The following is a 21,512-nucleotide window of genomic DNA, read 5'->3' as shown; positions in this document are numbered from 1 at the left end:
AAATCTGCTTAAAATGCTTTTTGATGGCATTTTATGGCGGGTTTTTGTGTCTAATCAGGCAATTTGGGATACAAACTGGCGGATAAGTAACTGCGCAGTTTTCTGTTTTATAGGCACAATAGCTGCTGTAGCAAAGAAAATAGCTTGATGCTCTGTTAGCTAATGATATTGTGCTGCGGTGTTCTGGTGTATTAGAACACCTCTGTGTGAATTTTTGGGTTGTACTGTGCTGGAAACAGGCGGAATTTTCAGTTATGCGGGTGTTGCTGGCGCCAGATTTTCAGGCCAATCATGATGAATACACCAAACAGAAATGTGCATACGAGCCCTAGAAAAATCAACATTATACGTGCCATAGACATGCGTACTGCGGCATCGTCTCCCATAAACAGCCAGATAAACCATGAGGCCAGTATGACAAACAGAACAACGATGGCGGTAATCAGTGAGGTCTGTTTACGTGGGAGGGAAGGATTATTGTTCTGCATGATATGACCTGCTAGAGATGGTGGATAACGAGTGGTTTACTTTTGTGGCTGACAACTTCAGTATCCAGATTAAATATGGTTTGGATATTGTCTATGGTAATTATGTCGTCTGGTGTGCCTTGCATGACAATCTGCCCGTTTTTGAGGGCAACAATATGGTCGGCATAGGCTGCGGCCATGTTGATATCATGGACAACCATGATGGTCGTCAATCCCTGTTCGGTGGTAAGCTGGCGCAGCAGGCGCATCAGCTCGCGGGCATGATACATGTCCAGATTGTTGAGCGGTTCGTCTAGAATAACATGTTTGGTTTGCTGGCAGAAAGTCATGGCTACGAGTGCGCGCTGGCGCTGGCCGCCGGATAGTGCACTCAGATAACGCTGTTGCAGCGGTTCCAGTTCAAAACGCTGCAATGCCTGATCAACAATTTGCTGGTCTTCGGAAGTAACCCGCCCCTGATTGTGTGGATAGCGGCCAAACAGCAATAAATCGCGTACGGTAATTCTACTCTGTATGTTGTTCTCTTGCGATAATATCGCCAGTTTTTTGGCGATGGCGGTAGATTTGCTGTGGCTGACATCAAGTTCGTCAATATGGATGCTGCCCTGTTGCAGCGGCAGCAGACGCGCAATCAGGGAAAACAGAGTGGATTTACCTGCGCCATTGGGGCCAATCAGTGCGGTAATGCTTTTATCAGGTATGTCGAGATTGATATCGCGCAGGATTGCTGTGCCGTTGATGTTGTGGTTAACATTTTTTATGGTAATCATATTGCTGTCAGGTTCAATCAGTAGGCAGAAAAACAGTTAATATAAATAAGCATGTGTCTGAAACAGTTTAGCGTTTACGCTTTAATACCAGCCACAGAAAGACGATGCCGCCGCAAAATTCAATGACGACACTCAGTACTCCCTGCATGCCGAGTAAATGTTCAAATAATAGCTGGCCACTAATCAGTACCAGTGCGGCTACCAGAAATGCGGCTGGAATTCGCAGCTGATGCTTCATATTGGGTACACAGGCATTCACCAGTGCACATATCAGTAAACCAAAAAAGCTCACGGGCCCCACCAGTGCGGTGGAAACCGAAACCAGCAGGGCAATCCACAGCAGGATGCTGCGGCTCAGACGTGCATAGTTTATACCCAGTGCAATGGAGGCATTGCGCCCGAGCATAAGGACATCTAGCTGATAGCGCATTCGCCAGATCCAGACAGTGCTGACCAGCATTACGCTGATGCCGATTATCAGCATGCTGATGTTTACGGAGGTAAATTGGGCAAAATAGCGGGTCTGCGCAACGGCAAATTGGGTGGGGTCAATCAGGCGTTGTAACAGGCTGTTGAAGCTGCGAAACATGACGCCAAAAATCATGCCGGTGAGTATCAGTCGTGCCAAGTCGCCGTTGCTGTTTTTGGTTAGTGTACGAAACAATAGTAAGGACGCCATCATCATTAATGGCGCTTCGATAACAAATTTACTCAGTGCGCCGATGCTGGTGTAGCCCACTGCGCCAAATACAAACAGGGTAACGGTTTGCAGTAGCAGATAAAGTGAATCGTAGCCAAGTAATCCCGGGGTGAGAATGGGATTATGGCTCAGGGTCTGGAAAAGCAGAGTGGATACGCCAACCGCATAGGCGACAGTAAGCAGCATGAGCAGTTTTTTGCCGCGCAGTTGCAGAACAAAATCCCAGCCGCCCTTGACTCCGTAGGTCATAAACAGGATGCTGGTAATGATTAACAGAATACTGAGCACGCCGAGAAAACGTGTACCGGCATGGTGTGAAGGCATGGTTGGGTTAAGCTGCATGTACGGAAGGCTTTCTAAACAGCAGGTACAGGAAAATCATGGTTCCGAGAATACCGAAAATCAGGGATACCGGTATTTCATAGGGCGGGTCAATGGTGCGACCGATAATGTCACATACCAGCAAGGCATTGGCACCCAAGAGTGCAACTGCGGGCAGATTTTGCCGTAAACGGTCACCTGCCAGTCGGGAAACAATATTGGGTACCACCAGCCCGATAAATGGAATCTGGCCAACAGTTACCACCACAATGGCGGTAATTGTGGCCACCGTAATCAGGGAAATCCACATCATTCGGGCGTAGTTGATACCCAGACTGGTGCTGATATTCTGTCCCAGTCCGGCAATGGTGAGCCGGTCGGCGAGAAAATAGATAAGCAGTGACATTAAACCGGTGAGCCACAACAATTCATAGCGCCCTGCCAGCACGGCAGAGAAATCACCGGCAAACCACACAGCCAATAATTGTAAGGTGTTGGTTTCCACACCAATGAAATTCACCATTGCTTCAATGATGCTGCCGTAAATAATGCCGATTAACGGAATCATCATTTGCCGGTGAGGGGGCAGTCGGCGAAACAGAAGTAAAAACAGGGTCATGCCCAGTAATGCGGCAATACTGGCACAGCTCATTTTGGCTAGCTGGCTAGCCTGTGGCAACCAGATAGATACCAGTAATACGCCAAGTGCTGCACTTTGGGTGGCACCGACCATATTGGGTTCGAGGAAACGGTTACGCAATACAATCTGTAAAACCATGCCGGCTACTGCCAATGTGGCACCGGTGAGGATAATGGCCAGAGAGCGGGGCAGGCGGCTATACAGCAGCAGGGAGCGTGTATCGCTGCTACTAAATAAATCACCCCAATGAAAAGTGGCTGCGCCAATGCTAATACTGATAATCAGTAACAATGGCAGCAGCAACAGATTGATTGTATTAATCTGGAAAGAACGAAACATAAGGCACAAAAGGATACAGACAGCAGGTTTGCGCTATTGCCGCGAATTTTTGCGCGACAAAGCGAAACCTGATGGCTGTGGATGGATAATGCGCAGCTTAGTGAGCGAAAGCAGCCTTGATATTGGTTAGGTCAGTTTTCATTTGTTGCACACCGCCGGCAGCCAGATAGGAAGCACTGCTCAGATAAATAACATGGTTTTCTTTCCATGCTTTGGACTGGCGTACCAAATCGTTGTTAAGTACTGCCTGAGCCGTTTTACCTTCTTCACCAATGGCTGCTGTGCGGTCGATAACGAATAACCAGTCTGGATTGATTTTCTGTACATATTCAAAAGATACAGACTGGCCGTGCGGTGCTTCCGGAATACTGGTATCTGCTGCCGGTACGCCTACCTGAGTATGTATCCAGCCAAAGCGTGAAGAAGATCCAAAGGCAGAAAGTTTACCAGCGTTTACCATCAGAATCAGGCCAGTCCCTTTTCCTTTGACAGCCTGCTGTGTTTCAGTCAGCAGGTTCTGGATATCATCATGCAGTTTTTTGGCTTCTGTTTCTTTCTTGAATAGCTTGCCATAGCTATCAAGCATTTTCAGTCCATCACCAATCAAATCCTGCCCGCTGTCAGACATATCCATGGTAGGAGCCAGCGCAGCCAGCTCATCATATTTAGGTGCAGTACGGCCTGAGATGATAATCAACTGCGGTTTCAGGGCATGGAGGGCTTCCATGTCCGGTTCAAACAGCGTGCCGACGTTATTGACCGTTTCCAGAGTCTGCTGCAAATACGGTACCAGTACTTTTTTCGGTGCGCCTGCAACAGGCACTTTTAATGCCTGTAAATCGTCCAGCGTAGCCATATCAAATACCACGACTTTGGATGGGTTTTCCGGCACTGCCATTTCACCACGGGCGGTATTTACGCTAACCGTTGCGCCACTGACAGCAGCAGAAGCAGCAGTGCTACTGGCAGTGCTATTTTCATTACTTTTTTGACCGCAGGCGGAAAGTAAAGACAGTGCCAGTACGTACAGAGCAAGAGGTTTCCAGCAAGATTTAATCATTTTTAGAATTTCCTATCATTATCGTTTGCAATTATTATACTGCCTGAGCAGAAGTAAGGTCACTTTTCTGGCGCACAGCGCTTATTTTTCGATAAATTTGTGCCGTGCCTCATGATAGCTTTCTTCATTTTCTCCCTGACGCCAGTAGGGAACAGCATAGTGGCGCTGGGATGGTAATTGCCATTGTGTGCGCAGTAATTCACGTAGTGGTTTAACCAGTGCTGCTTCGCCCGCAACCCAGGCAAAATCATCACAGGCAAGAGGGGTAAAAGTACTTACAAGTTTCACCAGTGCCGGAATCTGGCTTAAATCACCGTAAAAGGTATGCAGACGTATTCCGGCGGGCAGGGAAAGGGTAGCCGGTAAATCCTCTGCTTGGGGCAGCAACAGCACAACATCGCCACTTGCATACGGCTGTATACCGGCAAGCAGTGATTCAATGGCTGGCAGGGCAGTGATGTCGCCGGCAAACAAATAACGGGCAGCCGTTTTCAGCATCGGATTCGGGCCGCCGGGGGAGGAAATACCGAGTACATCGCCCAGCTGAGCCTGTTCGGCAAATGCGGAAGCGGGGCCACTGTCGCCATGTTTTACAAAATCAATACTAATTGTGCATGCCTTAGCATCATAATCACGGATAGTATAGGTGCGCACAATCGGTTTGTTATCCGGTTCGGCCCAGTTAAAGCCATGGCCTGAAAATTGGGGCAGTTGTGGTGTTGTCTGCCCGGGGGGCGCCAGAAAAATTTTGATGTGAGCACCGTTAAACTGGTGTGGATACTCGGCCAGTTCTGCACTGTGCAAAACCAGCCGGCGCAGATTAGGGCTTAAATCGATAATCTTGTGTACGCGTACCAGATAAGCGTGATGTGGTGAACGTTTATTCATTATTATTGCCGGTTTATGGGGTAAAAAAGTGTCAGTTGCAGGCTTTTTCCAAACATACTGCCATGATTTTCATAAGGGAAATGGTCATGTCTGATGCTTAAATCAGTGTATTGCTGTAATTCGTTAATCAGTTTTTCAGTCATGCTGCCCTGTCTGGCAGTGAGCTCATTGCGTATTTTGATACGCGCTGCTATCTGAGGATTTTTAGGCATTTTATCTACCTTAAGCTTACTGTTTAAAATCCACAAACTGCTGGTAGACAAGGCAACCTTGCGCTTGAGCATGTCTGCTGCTTCCTGTTGAAGCAAATCTCCGTGTAACCATACAGACGGATCAGCAGCGATATAGTGCTGAAAAAGATTAGGCCGGGTAAGCAGGGTATGCAACACCATCAGCCCACCATATGAATGTCCCCATAGTGTTTGTGCATTTATATCAACCGGCGCTATCTGCTGTACTGCCGGCATAATTTGATTCTGGATTAAATCGAGAAATATATCAGCACCACCATTTATTCTGCTTGAATCCAGCGGGTCGGTATTGTCATCATCTGGTGCTATGGTGTAATCATAGGCGCGAGCCTGTGCGTCAAAGCGTTTATCGGTAGAATAGCCAAGCAGTACCAGTATCGGAGGCTGAGCCTGTGTGGCCAATGTTTGCATGTTCGCCGGAGTAAGGGAGTCCAGCACAGCATTGCCATCCAGTGCGTAAAAAACAGGAAAACCACTGGCAGGTGCTTTCTGGTCTGGAATGGCTATATAAACACGATAATGGCGCTGCCCGTCTGCCGAGGTAAGCGGCAGGGTAGTAAAGTGATAACCACTGTGCTGCTGTTGTAGTACAGCAAGATTGGCTGTTTGATGCAGATTGGGCTGTGCTTTGGCTGTGTTGTGCAAGATTAAGGCCGTAAAAAACATTAATAGGAAAATAATAATCTGGCGCATTTTTAATCTTTCCGTCAGTTGACTGGTTCTACAGAACATATGGAGACAACAGGATGACAGTGAAGTAAGATTTTGTTGCTGCATTGCAAAAAATGATGAAATAGGTGTTAAAAAATGGCCAGATCAGATTGTTTCGTTAAAGCATATTGCTAATTAATAAATCATGTTTAACCTATTTGATATGGTTGTTTGGGATTTTAGGTAAATAATAATCATTACTGTTTATTACTATAACTGATTTTCGTTTTCAAGTCATGATAAAACATCATTTTCATTACCCAACAGCTTGCCTGAATGGCAAGCTGTTGGAACAAAATATCAGAAAGAAACTTTCATATTGCCCCAGACTGCACGACCACGTTCATTATAAGTATAGGCTGTACCACGCAGAGTAGAAGCGTAGATGCGTTTATTGAAAATATTCGACATTCCGGCGCGGAGATTAATATTTTTATTAACGGCATAACCGGTGGAAATACCCCAGATACCATAACTGCCGATTTCTTCTCCACTCAGACCAACAGTACCCTGTCCGCCATTACCATGTCCGGCTTCAACCGGATTGACCGGGACAGTGCGGGGTTTCTGACGACCATAATAAGTATAGGTCAGTAAAGTGTCCCATTTTTCAGTTGGAGCCCATGCAAGAGATGAGTTTATTGTATATTTAGGAATAATGGATAGAGGATTACCGGTTTCCTTATTTTGGGAATTAAACATATAAGTGAAATTATTTACCCATTTCCATTGTTTGGAGAACGGCAGCGTCAGATTACCTTCCAGTCCTTCCACCAGTGCCTTGCGGGTATTTGTCCATTCAAAATAGTCGTAGCCACCCGCGCGTGCAGTCACATCAGTACTACCGGTAAAAATAATCTGCCGGCCAGCCTCAATCTTGTTTTTATAATCATTGCGGAAATAAGCCAGAGAAGCCAGATAGCCATCTTTATTAAATTCGAAGCCCAGCTCCTTATTAATACTGGTTTCCGGTTTTAGCTTACTGTTACCAATCAGATAACAGCCACGACCACTGCCTGAAGAAGTGGCACAGCCATTACCTTTGCTGTACAGCATATAACTTTCCGTACTCTGATACAGATTCGGAACCTTGTATGCGCGCGCAATACCACCCTTAATCAGCCAGTTTGGATGGAGTTGCCAGGCCATGTTTACACCGGGGCTAACATTTCCGCCAGTTTTATTACTATGGTCGTAGCGCAGCATCGGCACCAGCTTTAACTGCTCGGTGAGGCTGATATTGTCTTCTACATAGCCAGCCCAGCTGCTTAGCGCAGGCGTATGATTGGCTGCTGCCGGATAAATCGCATTGGGTAAAGGAATGCGGCGCAGGCCATCCGGGTCATCCAGCCTATCGTGCTGATATTCTGCACCCATAGTCAGTACATGCGGCACACCCACAGTAAAAGGAAAGTTTACCTCACCGGCCAGACGTTTAGTGGTCAGGATACTGTCGGCATAAGTAATATCCTGACCGCCCAAATCCTGACAAAGGCCTTCCGGCCCGCCAGACAATGCTTCTGAGCAATGACTATTGGTGGCTTTATCGTATTGTGCTACCAGCTTGCTGTCGCCCCAGTCCCAAACCCCCTCATGCGTCAGCGCAAGACTCTGGCGGTATAATCGGCGCGTTTCCTGACCATATAAGCTTTGAGTGTAATCAGTTTGCACATTGTTCGGGCCATCACCGTTGTAGCGATTGCCCTGCCGGCTATAAGTAGCATCCAGAGTTAATGTCTGCGCAGGTGACAGGCGCCATGCCAAACGTCCGCCCACGTCTTTATTAATCAAACCCTCTTGTCCGGCAGCTACGGATTTACTGCCTTTATCATTTAAACCCTGATTAATATATGGCGAATCGGCATCGGTACGGTTCAGATTCCCATATACCCGAAATCCCAGAACATCTTTAATGATTGGTCCGCTTAAATCAAAGCCTATACGCTGAGTGTCACCTTCCTCTTTGTCTGCCGCTAAATTCATAAAGGCATTAATCGCACCGTGAAACTCATTGCTGACTTTTTTTGTCACTACATTAACTACACCGCCAGCTGCACCGGAACCATAGCGTGCTGCGGCTGGCCCGCGAATCACCTCAATCGACTGGATTTCTGCTGCCGGTACCCAGTTACTGTCACCAATAGTGTCCCGCTCACCGCGCCAGCTCATGCGCGCACTGTTGCGTGCAGTAACAGGCCGTCCATCAATCATAATCAGCGTGTTTTCCGGCCCCATCCCGCGAATATCAATCTGGCGTTTATTGCCATGCTGCCCAGAAGCAGTATTGCCGGTAAGATTCACCCCCGGCATCGTGCGCACCAGCTCGGAAATATCATTTACCGGCACTTTACGTTCAATATCCTTACTATCGAGTTTGGATACACCAAGTGACTGTTTAACCTGCTGCTCGGCTGTTACATAAACATCTTCCAGCCTTGCCGTACCATGCTGTGCATACGCAGTGCTGCCAGCAAAAAACAACGAAAATAAAGCCAGTTTAAAAGAGGGAGATGGGTGTTGAGACATACAAATCAGAATACAAAAGAAAGTTTGTTAACAATATTAATGATAATTATTATTGTTACTATTTTCAATTATAGCTATATATAACTAACTAAAAAATACAAATACATACTTATTCAGTATAATAATTTCCTATGGTTACATAATTAAGTTTAATGTGACAAAAATTGACAGCTTTAACAAAAGCTTCAGCTTGTCCAAAAATTAACAACAGCTTACCTATAAAATAAACTATTTATTCACAAAGAAATTCTGCTGATCAGCCTTTTTCCTGCACATGCAGCTTAGTACTGGCTAAGGTAAAGAGAGAAAAACTGGCAATCCATCGTAGCATGCAGGAGAATAGATAAAATTCAATTAAAACAGATAATAATCATTATGAAGAAAAAAATAACGGTCTATCTCTATCCATGCATTGCCATGTTGTTATTATTTGTAAGCTCACTACCTATCTATGCTGAAATTTTAGCTTCAGATATTCCTGTTTCTGATAACCCGGTAATGGTGTTACCGGTTACTCAAATCTGTGCAGGCGCACCATGGCCAAATATTGTATGGATACACGTACATGATAATGAAGAAACCGCGCGCCAGACCGCCTTGCATGCGCTAAGGCAAATCCAGCAAGGCTGTTTACTGGATTTTCGCCATGGGGGTAACCGAGAAGTCAGCATACAAAATAGTCAGGTAAGCTATCAATTTGATCCAAATAGAATTTTTACTCCAAAGGGACGCCAGGGTGCACTGAAATGTCGTCAGGGCAACTGCACTCTGGCTCAAGAGCAGCTAAGTCAGATTGCCAACAATTTTCTAAACCAGTATCTGATCCATACCCATTTTATCGTTGCAGTACATAACAATCATTTGAATGGCCTGTCGGTGCGTAACTACATGCCTGGTGCTTCAATGGCACAGGCGATGAGTCAGATTGCCATCAACCCAAACAGCGACGCGCACGATTTTTTCTATGTGACCACCCAGCAAGCGTTTAATTTTCTGGCCAGCCGTAACTTCAATGTGGTTTTGCAGAACAATCAATTCGTTCACGACGATGGTTCTTTGTCTGTGTGGGCGGCACAGCAACAGATTGATTACATTAATGTCGAAGCAGGGCGGGGACACATAGCTACCCAGCTGGCCATGCTGGCCGCAGTATGGGCGTATATGCAGCAGTATTATTTGTAATAAAGGTTTCTGATGACAGAGATAAACGATTACTTATTGGTATCATTAAATATATGGATGGAAAATCAGTTTAATCATTGGCAAAACTGTAGGTTATCAATTGGAATTGATAATTTATTATATAAACAGCTAACTAGAATCTTGCTGAAGCCTATGAAGTAAAATAATGCTATTGCAGGATATGGAATAATAAAATAGGGAAATACTCTTTAAATTCAAATATATTTATATAACTCTTCAAATATTCATCATAAATTTAAATGTAATAAAAAATAAACAGATATATAATCTGGATTTATAGTATGTCGATTGCTTATTTTTATGATTATCAGCTGTAACGCTCAGTATGCACATAGGAGTATAAATACTTTGCAAAAAGGGTTTACCTTGCTTGAATTGATGCTTGTTATTGCCATTATCAGTATATTAGCCGGTTTTGGGGTAGCAACATACGCTGAATTTGTCGCCCGCTCTCAGGTTGCTGAAGTGTCTACTCTGGCCGAAAATATGAAAATACAGATTTTTGACAATCTGCAAAGCAATAGCTGTGTTTCTGCTAATACTTTAAACAGCAGTGCTGATGTACAAAACGGTAGATATGGAGTAGCGATAATTGGCGGTGCGCCAGTACACAATTCAGGCACATCGGTTTATTCAGAGACGGGTTGTATGATTACGTATCAGGTTAATAATACTCATGTGTCTCCGTTTATCGCCAATACCAAAATTGTTTTAGAAGTACTGAAAAATGGTTCATTACGTAAAAATCCCACTTCTGACATCCCTGATAGGTATATACCGGAAGCGTTTATGTAAAGCTTTATGTTAATTAGAGGGGTTATCCCTAATTGCGTCTAATCATTAAACCCATATTTATTAAATAAATATAAATATGGTTAATTTTTGTTTGTTTAATGGAAGAATAAATTTTGGCACGCTAATTGCTGCATACATTCTGTAACTCTTGCACAGTTTTTTAAACAAGGAGATTGAAATGAAAGCATTGCAAAAAGGTTTTACATTAATTGAATTGATGATCGTTATTGCGATTATTGGTATTCTGGCTGCTATTGCAGTACCTGCATACTCTGACTACATTGCACGTTCCCAAGCTGCTGAGGCATCTAGCCTTGCAGCTGGCCTGAAAACACAGATTGTTGATAATATGCAAAATAGCGTGTGTAAAACAGGTAATGCCGGTATTGATGAGCAAGTAGGGAAGTATGGTACAGCTAAAATTGGGGGCAACACTGTAACAATGACATCTACTACTTCTGCTATGGGTGAAACAGGTTGTACAATTGAGTATACAGTAAAAAATAGTGGCGTTTCTGCTGCTATTAAAGATAAAAAACTGATATTAGCTGTCTTGAAAAATGGTTCATTAAAGAAAACTACTGGTACTACTATGGATGATAAATACATCCCTAAAGCATATCTGTAATTCTTAATTTGATTTTAATAAAAAGCCACCTTGGGGTGGCTTTTCTATATTAAGAAAAAGTGAATGATACATTGATTGCTCATGTCTGGAGATTGAGAAGCAAAGTTGATGTACTGAATCCCGTTGCTTTTGAACGTGCTGGCTATTAAATTCAACTGAATTAATAGAATTAGAATTTGATCTAGAGTGTTTTAAATATGAATCTTGTAGCACACTTTCCAATATTTACTCGAATCGTAAAATTAATAAAACAGTATCTGCCACTGCGTTTATGGCTTTTGCTTGCATTGTATCTGTTATTAAATAATGGCTTTTTCTGGCTAGCAAATATGCAGGTTCACTCGCAGCGCTATATAATTGTGTTGGAATATGTATGGATTCTGCCATTATTATGCTTGCGCAGACGCTGGTCATTGATATTATTCACCATTGCTTATACAGGTATTTATATTTTTGATATTCTGTATTGGGTTAAGCAGTTTTATCACTATGATAATCTGGCTGAATTTGTTGAATTACTCTATTTTATACCGGAGGCTCCGAAATTATACTGGCAGTTTATTGCGCTATTCGTCTGTAATCTGATTCTAAGTTTATTTTTAATCCTGAAATTTGTTGTACGTCTGGCATCGGTAAAGATGATTGTGCCAATGGCATTGTTGTATTTGGTGTTTTCAGCGTTCTTTTATGATTATCGTGGGGTCGATCTTTCTGATCGTTATCAGACTGTAGGTTGGTGGGGGAGTTATTATGAGGTCATTCAAAATCGCAGATTTAACATGGAATTTTTCTGGCTAGGAACAGTAAAGCCGGACTTTTATGATTGGCCGCATGGTGGTGTACTGCAAAAGCAGATTGATATGCAGCATCCACCGAAAAAAATATTATTTGTTTTAAATGAATCATGGGGGGTATTCACTCCTGATCATGGTTCGATAAATGTTTCTGTAGTGGCACCTCTGTTGGATGTTGCAAATGTACAATTAGTTGCTCAAGGCGAAAATCCAGCTTTGCATAGTACAATTATGGGTGAAATCCGTGAATTATGTGATTTAAAAGCCAAAAGCTCCAATTTTTCACTTGGGCCATGGGATAAATTTAAGCAGTGCGTACCAAATAAATTGCAACAACAAGGCTATAATATACAGTCTTTCCATGCTTCATTTGCAAAGATGTATAATCGTAAAGACTGGTATCCTTACATGGGCTTGAACCATACACATTTTTATCCAAAACTCAGTAATATTCAGCGTTGCTTCTCTTTTGCTGGAGCCTGTGATTTTAATGTGGTACATGATGTTTCTGCAGCGAATAAATCTGCAACAGATAAATCATTTGTTTACTGGTTAACTTTAAATTCTCATCATCCGTATGATAAGCGGGATATTCTCAGTTATGCTTACGATTGTAAGCAACCACTGTTTGAAGGTAGACAGGAAGCGTGTCGCAATCTGAATTTACAACACCAGTTCTTTAGAGCTTTAGCTGATGAAATCAAGGCCGGAGGTTTTAAAGATACGGAAATTGTGATTGTGGGGGATCATAGTCCACCGATTATGCTGGATAAATATAAAGATAGTTTTAAACCAGATTCTGTCCCATTTATTCATGTACGCGTGCATTAATTAAATCGATTGTAAACAAGAATAGAAAAAGCCGAATAAATTTATTTATTCGGCTTTTTAGCTTGAATAAGAATCATTAAATAGCTTGTACTTTCTGGAAATTCTTATATTTTTAATATGATAGTGTATTGATAATCTTAAAGGCTTATTTTTACTGTAATACGGAAAAATAATGATCAATTGATTTTATGTATATTGTTTATTTAAAGAATATTGCGTGATTATACCCAGTTATTGTGGTATAAAATTACTTCAAACGCTTAAAGATAAAGCTGTTTACTCTTAATTAATATTTTGGCAATATTTTGCTTATACTAATGGCTATTTTGATTAATAATAAAGCTATACATTATCAATTAGTTGTCTATTAAAGTATTTTTAAGTTTACTATTATTCAATTTTTTATATATTGCCTGTGCCATTCGTTGGCTTGCTCCCTGATGTTGCTGAATAAAAATTTCTGCACTATCCGACATGCGTTGCCTTTGTTGCGGATTGGCAAGTAAAGCCAGGGTTGTGGTTGCCCACTCATCGGCTGACTGAATTTGCTGTGCAGCACCGGCTGCAACTGCTTTGGGGGCGGCATCGGCAAAGTTATAGGTAGATGGGCCAAACAGGGTAGGGAGTTTGCAGGCAATGGGTTCAACAATGTTATGGCAGCCACTATCAACCAGACTGCCGCCTACAAAAGCAATATCGGCACACAGGTAGTAGGCAAAGAGTTCGCCGATACTGTCGCCAATCCATATTTGCGTTTTTTCTGCAATATCCTGATTATCACTGCGTTTCTGGGTAATAAAATTCAATTTTTCGGCATATTCGCAAGCTGGCTGAAAACGTTCTGTGTGGCGGGGGATGATTACCAGCAAAGTATTGCCAAACTTTTGTTTCGCCCATGCGTCCAGCAGTAATTGTACTTCGTCTGTACCGTGGTAAAAACGAGTGCTGGCGCAAACTACTACTGGCCGGTTGCCAATGCGCTGTTTAAATGTCTGTGCCAATGCATACATGTCTGCTGGCGGCGATATATCGTATTTGGTATTGCCGCAGACCTGTATATTGGCGGCACCAATTTTATTTAACCGCCGGGCATCGGCATCGGTTTGTGCATAGCAACCGGTCAGCGTAGCCAGTGGTGGTGCAACCAGTGAGCGCACTTTCAGATAACCGTGCAGAGATTTTTCTGATAAACGTGCATTGGCCATAAACAGGGGGATATGATTCCGGGCACAGACACTGATCAGATTAGGCCAGATTTCTGTTTCCATTAAAACACCGAATAAAGGCTGGTGTTCGCGGAGAAACTGGCTGACCCATGATTTTTTATCGTAGGGCAGATAGCGGCATTGTGCTTCAGGGAAAAAATGTTGTGCGGTAGCCCGGCCGGTAGGCGTAGTTTGGGTCATTAACAGCGGCGTATCTGGAAAAAAACCTTGCAGGGCGCGGATAAATTGTAACGAAGCGCGGGTTTCACCCACAGAAACCACGTGAATCCAGATTGCACGTTTTACCGGGTTTGGATAGGGCTTGCCAAAACGTTCAGGCCAGTTGAGTGCATAAGCTGGTGCCAGCTTGGCTCGCCGGCGCAGATATCTGCGTAAAAAAGGTGGGGCGAGCAGCCATAAAAATTGATATAAAAGGTTCAGGAACATATGCATTAACTGTAGAAGCCTGTTTCACGGCGATTATAAATTAAAAATTCGGCTTGATTAGTGGTAATCATTGTCGGGAAGTATAACCAGCAGCGTAGATATATTGGTGAGTGGGCTGCTTATCAAGATGCTGGCTTGTCTGTTTGTGTTTACGCTTCTGCCATATCCAGTGCCTGACGGATATTCACTTCAACAATGCGCGACACCCCTTTTTCCTGCATGGTTACGCCTACCAGTTGCTCAGCCATTTCCATGGTTAGGCGGTTATGCGAAATATAGACAAACTGGGTTTGTGCCGACATTTGTTGTACCAGGCTACAGAAGCGGCTGGTATTGGCATCATCCAGCGGTGCATCTACCTCATCCAGCAGACAGAATGGTGCCGGATTAAGGCTGAACAGGGCAAACACCAGACTCATGGCGGTTAGAGCTTTCTCACCACCGGAAAGCAGATGAATGGTGCTGTTTTTCTTGCCGGGCGGGCGTGCCATGATGGATACGCCAGCGCTGAGTAAATCATCGCCCACCATATCCAGCCGCGCTTCACCACCGCCAAACAGGGTAGGGAAATAGCTTTGTACTTTTTCGTTTACTGCATCAAAAGTGGTTTTAAAGCGGGTTTTGGTTTCTTCATCAATGGTACTGATGGCCTCTTCCAGCAGGGCAATGGCTGCCTGTACATCAGTTGTTTGTTTCTGATAATACTCGGCGCGCTCGTGCGCTTCTTCCAGTTCCTGTAATGCAGCCAGATTAACTGCACCCAGTGCGTTGATTTTCTGTGCCAGTGCGGCGATTTGTTGGCTTAGCTCCGGTGCTGCCTGAGCTGACTGGGTAAACTGCTCAGCCAATGCATCCAGATTGGCATTATTCTGCTGGAGAGTTTCATGAAAGCGTCTGGCATTGAGCAAGGCTTCCTGTTGCTGTAATAGGGCTGTCTGGGTATCAGCCTGTAACTGCGGTAAGCGGCTATTGAGGGTATGCTGTTGCTGCTGCGCCTGTTGTAGTTGCTGTTGAAGCTGCTGTAGCTGTTGCTGTGCGGCTGCACACAGCTCACTGGCCACATCAATCTGCGCATTCAGCTCTTCGGTTTGCAGGGTCTGCTCATCGTCCATTTCCTGCTCAGCAATACCCAGAGCCAGCTCACTCTGGCGTTCCTGCCAGCGTTCGGTGTCGCGGGCAATGCGCTGGCGTTCCTGAGTGGAATTCTGGATGCACTGTTGCAGACGCACAATGGCCATTTCCACCAGCCCCTGTTGCCGTCGTGCTTCCAGTAAGGCCAGCTGGCTTTGTTTTAATGTCTGCTGCTGATTTTGCTGGCTGGCAGTGTGATCCTGTAACTGCGGGCGCAACTGCTCAATAGCCAGAGTCAGATTTTCTGCATCGGCTTGAGTCTGTTGCTGCACCTGCTGCTGTTGGGTCATTTCGCTGCTTATCTGCGCGCTTTCCTGCTGAATATGCTCACGCCGTAACTGCCCCTGACTGGTGCGTGCCAATAATTCAGTGGCTTGAGCTGAGGCGGTTTGCCAGTGCTGTTGCTGCTGTTTCAGCTGCTGCTGGCATTGATTTAGCTGGGCTTCAGTATTTTCCAGATTACGCTGTGCCAGTTGCATCGCTTCTGCTGCCTGTTGTAATGGTTTTTCCAGCGCAGCCAGTGCCTGCTGCTGCTCACACAGTTGCTGCTGCTGTTGCAGCAGGCTGATGCCATTATCTTCGGTATATAAAGTGACACTAACCGCATCAACACAGTGACCTTCCGGTGTGATAATTAGCTGATGTGGCTGTAAGTCAGTTTGCAGGAGCAGGGCAGCTTCGAGTGTTTCAGCACACCATACCTGCCCAAGCCAATAATGTATGGCCTGAGTAAAAGGTGCCTGTACTTCTATATGCTGCAACAGGGCATTAGGAGCAAGGGGCTGTTTTTCTGCATCATCAGCCTGATTCACCCATACTGTTGTCTGTTCGGGCTGGATATCGGCCAGCATTAACTGTTCTGTATACTGTGCCTGTAGTTTATAGCCGAGAACCACGCTGGTGGCGTGCTGCCATGCTGGTGCAACCTGCATATGCTGCCATAGCAATGGGATATCCGTATCAGTAACGCCTGCTACGCTGCTGCGCTCAGCCTGCGGGAGCATAGCAGTCAATGTTTCTACCTGTGCGCTTAGTGTGAGCTGCTGTTTGTCCAGTTGCCGGTGCTGCTGCTGTGCCAGAATAAGTGCTTGCTGTGCGCTTTCACGCTGCTGTTCATATTGCAGCAGGTTTTCTTCTAGTGTGGACACGACCTGCTCCAGCTCCGCCACAGTTTCCTGCGCATGTTGCAGTTCTTCGTTTTGCGGTAAGGCTAGTTGTGCCAGTTCTTCTTCCAGACGCTGCTGGCGTTGCTGCAACTGGGTGATGCTGCCAGCTGCATGCTGTTGCTGCTGTTGCTTAATCGCCAGCTCACGCTCCAGCCGCGCCAGCTCATTTTGTTGATTCTGGCGGGTGCGTTCACCTAGATGTGCCAGTTCTTCCAGCTCAGGCATACGCGCTTCATGCTCCGCTGCCTGTAGTGCCCATTCTTCGCGCTGTAGCTGCTGTTCTTCCAGTTGCATAGTAGCTGTTTCGAGCTGTTCCTGCTGCTGCTGGTCTTCATTATACAGTCGTTGCAGTTCGGCTTGAGCCTGTGCCTGCTCACGTGCAATGCGCTGCTGCCAGTCACGCCGGTGGCGAATTTGTTCTTCCAGTCGTGCCCATTGTTCACGCAGACTGGCGCGCTGCATTTCTGCTTCGCGTACCTGCTGCTGTTGTTGCTGCTCCTGCTGGCGTAATTGTTGCAGCGTTTCTTCCAGTGCCTCTAATTGCTGCTGGAGCGTTTCCTGTGCATTGCCATGCTGCTGATACAGAAGCGTAGCACTGTCGGCCTGATGTAGTGCCTGTTGCCACTGGCTGTAATCAAATAAATCCTGTTTATCAGCTATCTGGGCTTTCAGCTCCTGATAGCGCCGGGCAGTATTAGCCTGCCGCTGTAATTTTTCTACCTGACGATCCAGCTCACTTTGTAAATCGGCCAGTCGTTGTAAATGTTCGCGCGTATCGGCCAGCCGGTTTTCAGTTTCACGCCGGCGTTCCTTGTATTTGGATACACCGGCGGCTTCTTCAATATGAGCGCGCAGTTCTTCCGGCCGTGCTTCAATAATGCGCGAAATCATGCCCTGCTCAATCACCGCATAGCCACGGGCGCCTACACCAGTACCAAGAAACAGGTCGGTAATATCGCGACGGCGCACGACCTGATTATTAATGTAGTAAGTGGAATCACCCTGACGAGTAAGCTGGCGTTTTATCGCCACTTCGGCATATTGTCCCCATGCGCCCTGAAGCTGGCCGTCACTGTTATCAAACACCAGTTCCACACTGGCGCGCGGAGCCGGGCGGCGGGTATTGGCGCCATTGAAAATCACATCCTGCATACTTTCACCGCGCAGTTGTCTGGCCGAAGCTTCACCCAGCACCCAGCGTACCGCATCTATCACATTGCTTTTACCACAGCCATTCGGCCCGATGACAGCAACCAGCCTGCCCGGTACTGCAATCGTAGTGGGGTCAACAAATGATTTAAAGCCGGAAAGCTTGATGTGGGTGAGACGCATAGCAACAATAAACGCAGGCAAAAGTGCCAAAAAGCGACTATTTTAGCCGGTTTTAAACAAAAAGACAGTTTTAGTTACAAGGTATAACAGCTTATCACACTTCAATACGGCTAATAACGAGCGGCCTTAATCACTGCTGCGGGCACAGCCGTGTTTATTCAGCCCGTCAATAATGGCACAGTGAGGTGAGGCATTGCCACCGCAGCAGTTATACCAGTTTTCCAGCGTATCCTTCATACTGCTCAAATCAGTGATTTTCTGGTTCAGGCGCTGGATATGCTCGCCAACCAGTACCTTGACATCCGCACTGGCACGTTGGGGATTATTGCGTAACGCCAGTAGCTCGGCAATTTGTGCCAGTGAAAAATCCACTTCACGCGCATGTTTAATAAAACACAAAGTAGCAATATCTGCTTCGCTGTAACTGCGGTAACCATTGCGCTGACGCAGCGGCCGGACTAAACCGGCGGCCTCATAATCCCGGATTGTTTTACTGGATAAACCGGATAATTTTTCTGCTGTACTAATATTCATAGCGCATTAAGAAAATACTGTAAATCCGAATTAAAATTTGACTTTATCACAGCGTTAAGGTTTAAGCTTTATTTTGTAGATTTTTGATTCAATCCAAACCATAAGGAGGCAAAAATGCAAATGGTTCAGTTCAAAATTGACGGCATGAGCTGCGAAGGCTGTGCTAAAAGTGTCACAGCAGCACTACAGGGCAGCCCGGGCGTAGAAACAGTGGCGGTTAATTTTGCCACCAGCATTGCCGATATTGGCTTTGATGACAGCCTTACCAATGTAGAGACCCTTAAAGCCGCTGTAGAAGCAGCCGGCTTTGATGTAGTTTAGCCATCAGGCAAGTACGGTGCACAGGCCAAGGACAGACAATGAACGAAAATCAGCATACAACCGCTAACACAACCGCTAACACAACCGCAACAGCGCGCTTTGCCATTGAAGGCATGGACTGTCAGGCCTGTGCTAACCGCATTGAAAAAGTATTGCGCCGGCAACAGGGCATTATTGCCGCCGATGTTAATTTCGCCAGCGATGAATTACAAACCCGTTTTGACAGCAAACTTCTAAATGCAAACGATATCGTGCAGATGGTGGCTAAAACCGGTTTTAAGGCTACACCAGCCAGCAGTACCAATATCGAAGCACTGGCCGATGCCCGGTCTGGTGAGCATGCCGGCATATCATGGCGGTTAGTAATAATCTGGCTAATTGCTATTCCATTTATCATTGGCATGCTGGGCATGTTACTGGGGCAGCAGTGGATGCTGCCACCATTATGGCAGTTTATACTGGCATCCATTATCCAGCTTGGCTTCGCATGGCCATTTTACAATAGCGCCATCAAATCCCTACAGGGCGGCGTAGCCAATATGGACGTACTTGTGTCTCTGGGCACAATAGCCATCTGGCTTTACTCCAGCGTAATGCTGTTTAACCAGCATAATCATGCACACCAGTATATTTATTTTGAAGCCAGCGTAATGGTAATTGCCTTTGTGTCGCTGGGTAAATATCTCGAACAGCGCACCAAAAAACAAAGTCTCAACAGCATGAGCATGCTGCTGCAACTTACCCCAAAAATGGTACGCAAACAAACGGCTAATGGCTGGCAGCAAGTACCACTGAGCCAGATACAGGCGGGCGATATCCTGCAAACCAACACCGGCAATCGCATTGCAGCCGATGGCATCGTATCCAGTGGCCAAGCGTGGTGTGACGAAAGCTATCTCACCGGCGAATCCAAACCATTATTAAAACAGACTGGTGATAAAGTTCTGGCCGGCGCGCTGCTTAGTAACGGCAGCATTACCTATCAGGCACAAACCCTCGGCAGCCAAACCCTGCTGGGCGATATGATGCAGGCACTGGCACAGGCGCAGGGCAGCAAAGCACCAATAGCGCGGCTGGCCGACAAAGTATCCATGGTATTTGTGCCCACAGTGGTTGCCATCGCCGTATTAACCTTTATCCTCAACTACTGGCTTAGCAGCGATTTTAACCAAGCAATAACCCGTGGCGTAGCCGTACTGGTTATTGCCTGTCCATGTGCATTGGGGCTGGCCACACCCGCAGCCATGATGGTGGGCATGGGACGCTCAGCACGTTATGGCGTATGGTTTAAAGATGCCGCTTCACTTGAGCGCAGCAGTCAGGTAACTACCGTTGTACTGGATAAAACCGGCACCCTTACCAATGGCAAACCACAAATTATTGCACAATGGCGTGCTCCCGACAGTAACTTGAATAGCCAGAAAATTCTGCAACTGGCCGCTGCCGTAGAACAGCTTACTACCCACCCACTGGCACAGGCCATCATACAGGCAGCGCAACAGCAGCAACTGCCTGCATTAACCGCCAGTAACAGCCATAGCGATATCGGGCAGGGAACACAGGCACAGATAGCTGGTTACGGCAATATCAAAGTGGGCAATCCGGCCTATTGCGGTTTCAGCATCCCGCAGGAGCTGATGGAACAGGAAGTCTGGCAGATTGCCAGCATCGTAGTCGTGGCCATCAATGAAAAAATAGCCGGTGCATTTGCCATAGCTGATGCACTAAAAGAAGATAGCGTCAGCGCTATTCAGCGTCTACAGCGACAGCATATCGACATCCAAATCATGAGTGGTGACCAGCACAGCGTAGTCGAACACATCGCCAAACAACTGGGCATCAGCCATTATCAGGCACAAATGAATCCGCGCGCTAAAGCAGAAGCAGTACACCTGCTGATGCAGCAAGGCAAAGTAGTTGCCATGGTTGGCGATGGCATTAACGACGCGCCAGCACTGGCCGCAGCCGATGTTAGCTTTGCCATGTATGGCGGCGCAGATGTCGCCACCAATACCGCTTCTGCCACCCTGATGCGCCATTCCGTAACCCAAGTAGCCGATGCCCTTGCCTTAGCCCATGCCACCGTACGCGTGGTTAAACAAAACCTGTTTTTTGCTTTTTTCTACAATATTCTTGGTATCCCGCTGGCCGCCATTGGCTGGCTTAGCCCGGTTATCGCCGGCGCAGCTATGGCGATGAGCTCCATCTCAGTATTACTCAATGCTTTGCGATTGCGTAAAAGCAGATTGATTTGACCATACACATTTCTTTCTGGCTGCTGGCAGACAGGCATATAGTCTGCCAGCAGCCAGTTATCTATAAAATCGCCAAAGCGCTATCTATAAAACAAGCCAGATTTTAACCAGATAAATTTTTACTAGTATGTCCGATACAAAGATTTAGCCAAAAAAGTAAATTCTAATAAATGTTT

17 protein-coding genes are annotated in these 21,512 nt (G+C 45.7%); 6 read left to right on the top strand and 11 right to left on the bottom strand.

Features of this window, described 5'->3' with window-relative positions:
• Window positions 1-248: 248 nt before the first annotated feature.
• The 8 genes from GYX26_RS09035 to GYX26_RS09000 form a co-directional block, all read right to left on the bottom strand.
• Window positions 249-488 (bottom strand): hypothetical protein, encoded by a 240-nt coding sequence (locus tag GYX26_RS09035; RefSeq protein WP_174828967.1) that lies wholly within the window; start codon window positions 486-488, stop codon window positions 249-251.
• Between the two features lie 11 nt (window positions 489-499).
• On the bottom strand, window positions 500-1,258 hold the full coding sequence (locus tag GYX26_RS09030) for an ABC transporter ATP-binding protein (protein ID WP_174828966.1): 759 nt from the start codon (window positions 1,256-1,258) through the stop codon (window positions 500-502).
• Window positions 1,259-1,325: 67 nt separating this feature from the next.
• Complete coding sequence (locus GYX26_RS09025) at window positions 1,326-2,300, bottom strand: iron chelate uptake ABC transporter family permease subunit (protein WP_238791264.1); 975 nt, start codon at window positions 2,298-2,300, stop codon at window positions 1,326-1,328.
• Window positions 2,290-3,258: an ABC transporter permease gene (locus tag GYX26_RS09020; RefSeq protein ID WP_100090546.1), complete on the bottom strand. Its 969-nt coding sequence runs from the start codon at window positions 3,256-3,258 to the stop codon at window positions 2,290-2,292. The genes GYX26_RS09025 and GYX26_RS09020 overlap by 11 nt, the downstream gene beginning before the upstream one ends.
• Window positions 3,259-3,355: 97 nt before the next feature.
• On the bottom strand, window positions 3,356-4,318 hold the full coding sequence (locus GYX26_RS09015) for a siderophore ABC transporter substrate-binding protein (RefSeq protein ID WP_202984301.1): 963 nt from the start codon (window positions 4,316-4,318) through the stop codon (window positions 3,356-3,358).
• An 81-nt stretch (window positions 4,319-4,399) separates the two neighbouring features.
• Complete coding sequence (locus GYX26_RS09010) at window positions 4,400-5,206, bottom strand: siderophore-interacting protein (RefSeq protein ID WP_174828965.1); 807 nt, start codon at window positions 5,204-5,206, stop codon at window positions 4,400-4,402.
• Window positions 5,207-5,208: 2 nt separating this feature from the next.
• Entirely contained in the window at window positions 5,209-6,150 is a 942-nt protein-coding gene (locus GYX26_RS09005) for an alpha/beta hydrolase (protein ID WP_174828964.1), read from the bottom strand.
• 318 nt (window positions 6,151-6,468) lie between these two features.
• Window positions 6,469-8,694, bottom strand: coding sequence for a FepA family TonB-dependent siderophore receptor (locus GYX26_RS09000; RefSeq protein ID WP_174828963.1), 2,226 nt, complete (start codon window positions 8,692-8,694; stop codon window positions 6,469-6,471).
• 375 nt (window positions 8,695-9,069) lie between these two features.
• Here GYX26_RS09000 and GYX26_RS08995 point away from each other — a divergent pair, with 375 nt between their 5' ends.
• From GYX26_RS08995 to GYX26_RS08980, 4 genes are all read left to right on the top strand, one after another.
• Window positions 9,070-9,876 carry a hypothetical protein gene (locus tag GYX26_RS08995; protein WP_174828962.1) on the top strand — a complete coding sequence of 269 codons (807 nt, stop codon included), beginning with the start codon at window positions 9,070-9,072 and terminating at the stop codon, window positions 9,874-9,876.
• Between the two features lie 369 nt (window positions 9,877-10,245).
• Entirely contained in the window at window positions 10,246-10,692 is a 447-nt protein-coding gene (locus tag GYX26_RS08990) for a pilin (protein WP_194240720.1), read from the top strand.
• Window positions 10,693-10,870: 178 nt separating this feature from the next.
• Window positions 10,871-11,320, top strand: coding sequence for a pilin (locus GYX26_RS08985; RefSeq protein ID WP_174828961.1), 450 nt, complete (start codon window positions 10,871-10,873; stop codon window positions 11,318-11,320).
• A gap of 197 nt (window positions 11,321-11,517) precedes the next feature.
• Complete coding sequence (locus GYX26_RS08980) at window positions 11,518-12,945, top strand: sulfatase-like hydrolase/transferase (RefSeq protein WP_174828960.1); 1,428 nt, start codon at window positions 11,518-11,520, stop codon at window positions 12,943-12,945.
• Window positions 12,946-13,301: 356 nt separating this feature from the next.
• On the opposite strand, the gene waaA is transcribed toward GYX26_RS08980, so the two are convergent.
• The 3 genes from waaA to GYX26_RS08965 form a co-directional block, all read right to left on the bottom strand.
• Complete coding sequence (gene waaA, locus GYX26_RS08975) at window positions 13,302-14,597, bottom strand: lipid IV(A) 3-deoxy-D-manno-octulosonic acid transferase (protein WP_174828959.1); 1,296 nt, start codon at window positions 14,595-14,597, stop codon at window positions 13,302-13,304.
• 149 nt (window positions 14,598-14,746) lie between these two features.
• Window positions 14,747-18,226 (bottom strand): chromosome segregation protein SMC, encoded by a 3,480-nt coding sequence (smc, locus tag GYX26_RS08970; RefSeq protein ID WP_174828976.1) that lies wholly within the window; start codon window positions 18,224-18,226, stop codon window positions 14,747-14,749.
• A 126-nt stretch (window positions 18,227-18,352) separates the two neighbouring features.
• Window positions 18,353-18,760: a MerR family DNA-binding protein gene (locus tag GYX26_RS08965; RefSeq protein ID WP_174828958.1), complete on the bottom strand. Its 408-nt coding sequence runs from the start codon at window positions 18,758-18,760 to the stop codon at window positions 18,353-18,355.
• Between the two features lie 114 nt (window positions 18,761-18,874).
• Between GYX26_RS08965 and GYX26_RS08960 the strand changes: the two genes are divergently transcribed.
• Together GYX26_RS08960 and GYX26_RS08955 are read left to right on the top strand one after the other, a co-directional pair.
• A complete protein-coding gene (locus GYX26_RS08960) occupies window positions 18,875-19,081 on the top strand; it encodes a heavy-metal-associated domain-containing protein (RefSeq protein ID WP_174828957.1) in 207 nt (68 codons plus the stop codon).
• 38 nt (window positions 19,082-19,119) lie between these two features.
• Window positions 19,120-21,336: a cation-translocating P-type ATPase gene (locus GYX26_RS08955; RefSeq protein WP_174828956.1), complete on the top strand. Its 2,217-nt coding sequence runs from the start codon at window positions 19,120-19,122 to the stop codon at window positions 21,334-21,336.
• The last annotated feature ends 176 nt before the right edge of the window (window positions 21,337-21,512 follow it).

Origin of the sequence: Snodgrassella sp. ESL0253 (assembly GCF_013344965.1) — a bacterium.
GTDB classification, from domain to species: Bacteria; Pseudomonadota; Gammaproteobacteria; order Burkholderiales; family Neisseriaceae; genus Snodgrassella; species Snodgrassella alvi_B.
Note: the sequence above shows the minus strand (reverse complement) of the source record. Positions and strands in the feature narration are given on the sequence as shown.

What these genes read in the sequence shown, in the direction of transcription:
- GYX26_RS08985 (WP_174828961.1), top strand. Translation starts at nt 10,871, where the DNA reads ATGAAAGCATTGCAAAAAGGTTTTACATTAATTGAATTGATGATCGTT.
- GYX26_RS09030 (WP_174828966.1), bottom strand. Translation starts at nt 1,258, where the DNA reads ATGATTACCATAAAAAATGTTAACCACAACATCAACGGCACAGCAATC.
- GYX26_RS09015 (WP_202984301.1), bottom strand. Translation starts at nt 4,318, where the DNA reads ATGATTAAATCTTGCTGGAAACCTCTTGCTCTGTACGTACTGGCACTG.
- waaA (WP_174828959.1), bottom strand. Translation starts at nt 14,597, where the DNA reads ATGTTCCTGAACCTTTTATATCAATTTTTATGGCTGCTCGCCCCACCT.
- GYX26_RS09005 (WP_174828964.1), bottom strand. Translation starts at nt 6,150, where the DNA reads ATGCGCCAGATTATTATTTTCCTATTAATGTTTTTTACGGCCTTAATC.
- GYX26_RS08995 (WP_174828962.1), top strand. Translation starts at nt 9,070, where the DNA reads ATGAAGAAAAAAATAACGGTCTATCTCTATCCATGCATTGCCATGTTG.
- smc (WP_174828976.1), bottom strand. Translation starts at nt 18,226, where the DNA reads ATGCGTCTCACCCACATCAAGCTTTCCGGCTTTAAATCATTTGTTGAC.
- GYX26_RS08960 (WP_174828957.1), top strand. Translation starts at nt 18,875, where the DNA reads ATGCAAATGGTTCAGTTCAAAATTGACGGCATGAGCTGCGAAGGCTGT.
- GYX26_RS09010 (WP_174828965.1), bottom strand. Translation starts at nt 5,206, where the DNA reads ATGAATAAACGTTCACCACATCACGCTTATCTGGTACGCGTACACAAG.
- GYX26_RS09000 (WP_174828963.1), bottom strand. Translation starts at nt 8,694, where the DNA reads ATGTCTCAACACCCATCTCCCTCTTTTAAACTGGCTTTATTTTCGTTG.
- GYX26_RS09035 (WP_174828967.1), bottom strand. Translation starts at nt 488, where the DNA reads ATGCAGAACAATAATCCTTCCCTCCCACGTAAACAGACCTCACTGATT.
- GYX26_RS08965 (WP_174828958.1), bottom strand. Translation starts at nt 18,760, where the DNA reads ATGAATATTAGTACAGCAGAAAAATTATCCGGTTTATCCAGTAAAACA.
- GYX26_RS08980 (WP_174828960.1), top strand. Translation starts at nt 11,518, where the DNA reads ATGAATCTTGTAGCACACTTTCCAATATTTACTCGAATCGTAAAATTA.
- GYX26_RS09025 (WP_238791264.1), bottom strand. Translation starts at nt 2,300, where the DNA reads ATGCAGCTTAACCCAACCATGCCTTCACACCATGCCGGTACACGTTTT.
- GYX26_RS08955 (WP_174828956.1), top strand. Translation starts at nt 19,120, where the DNA reads ATGAACGAAAATCAGCATACAACCGCTAACACAACCGCTAACACAACC.
- GYX26_RS09020 (WP_100090546.1), bottom strand. Translation starts at nt 3,258, where the DNA reads ATGTTTCGTTCTTTCCAGATTAATACAATCAATCTGTTGCTGCTGCCA.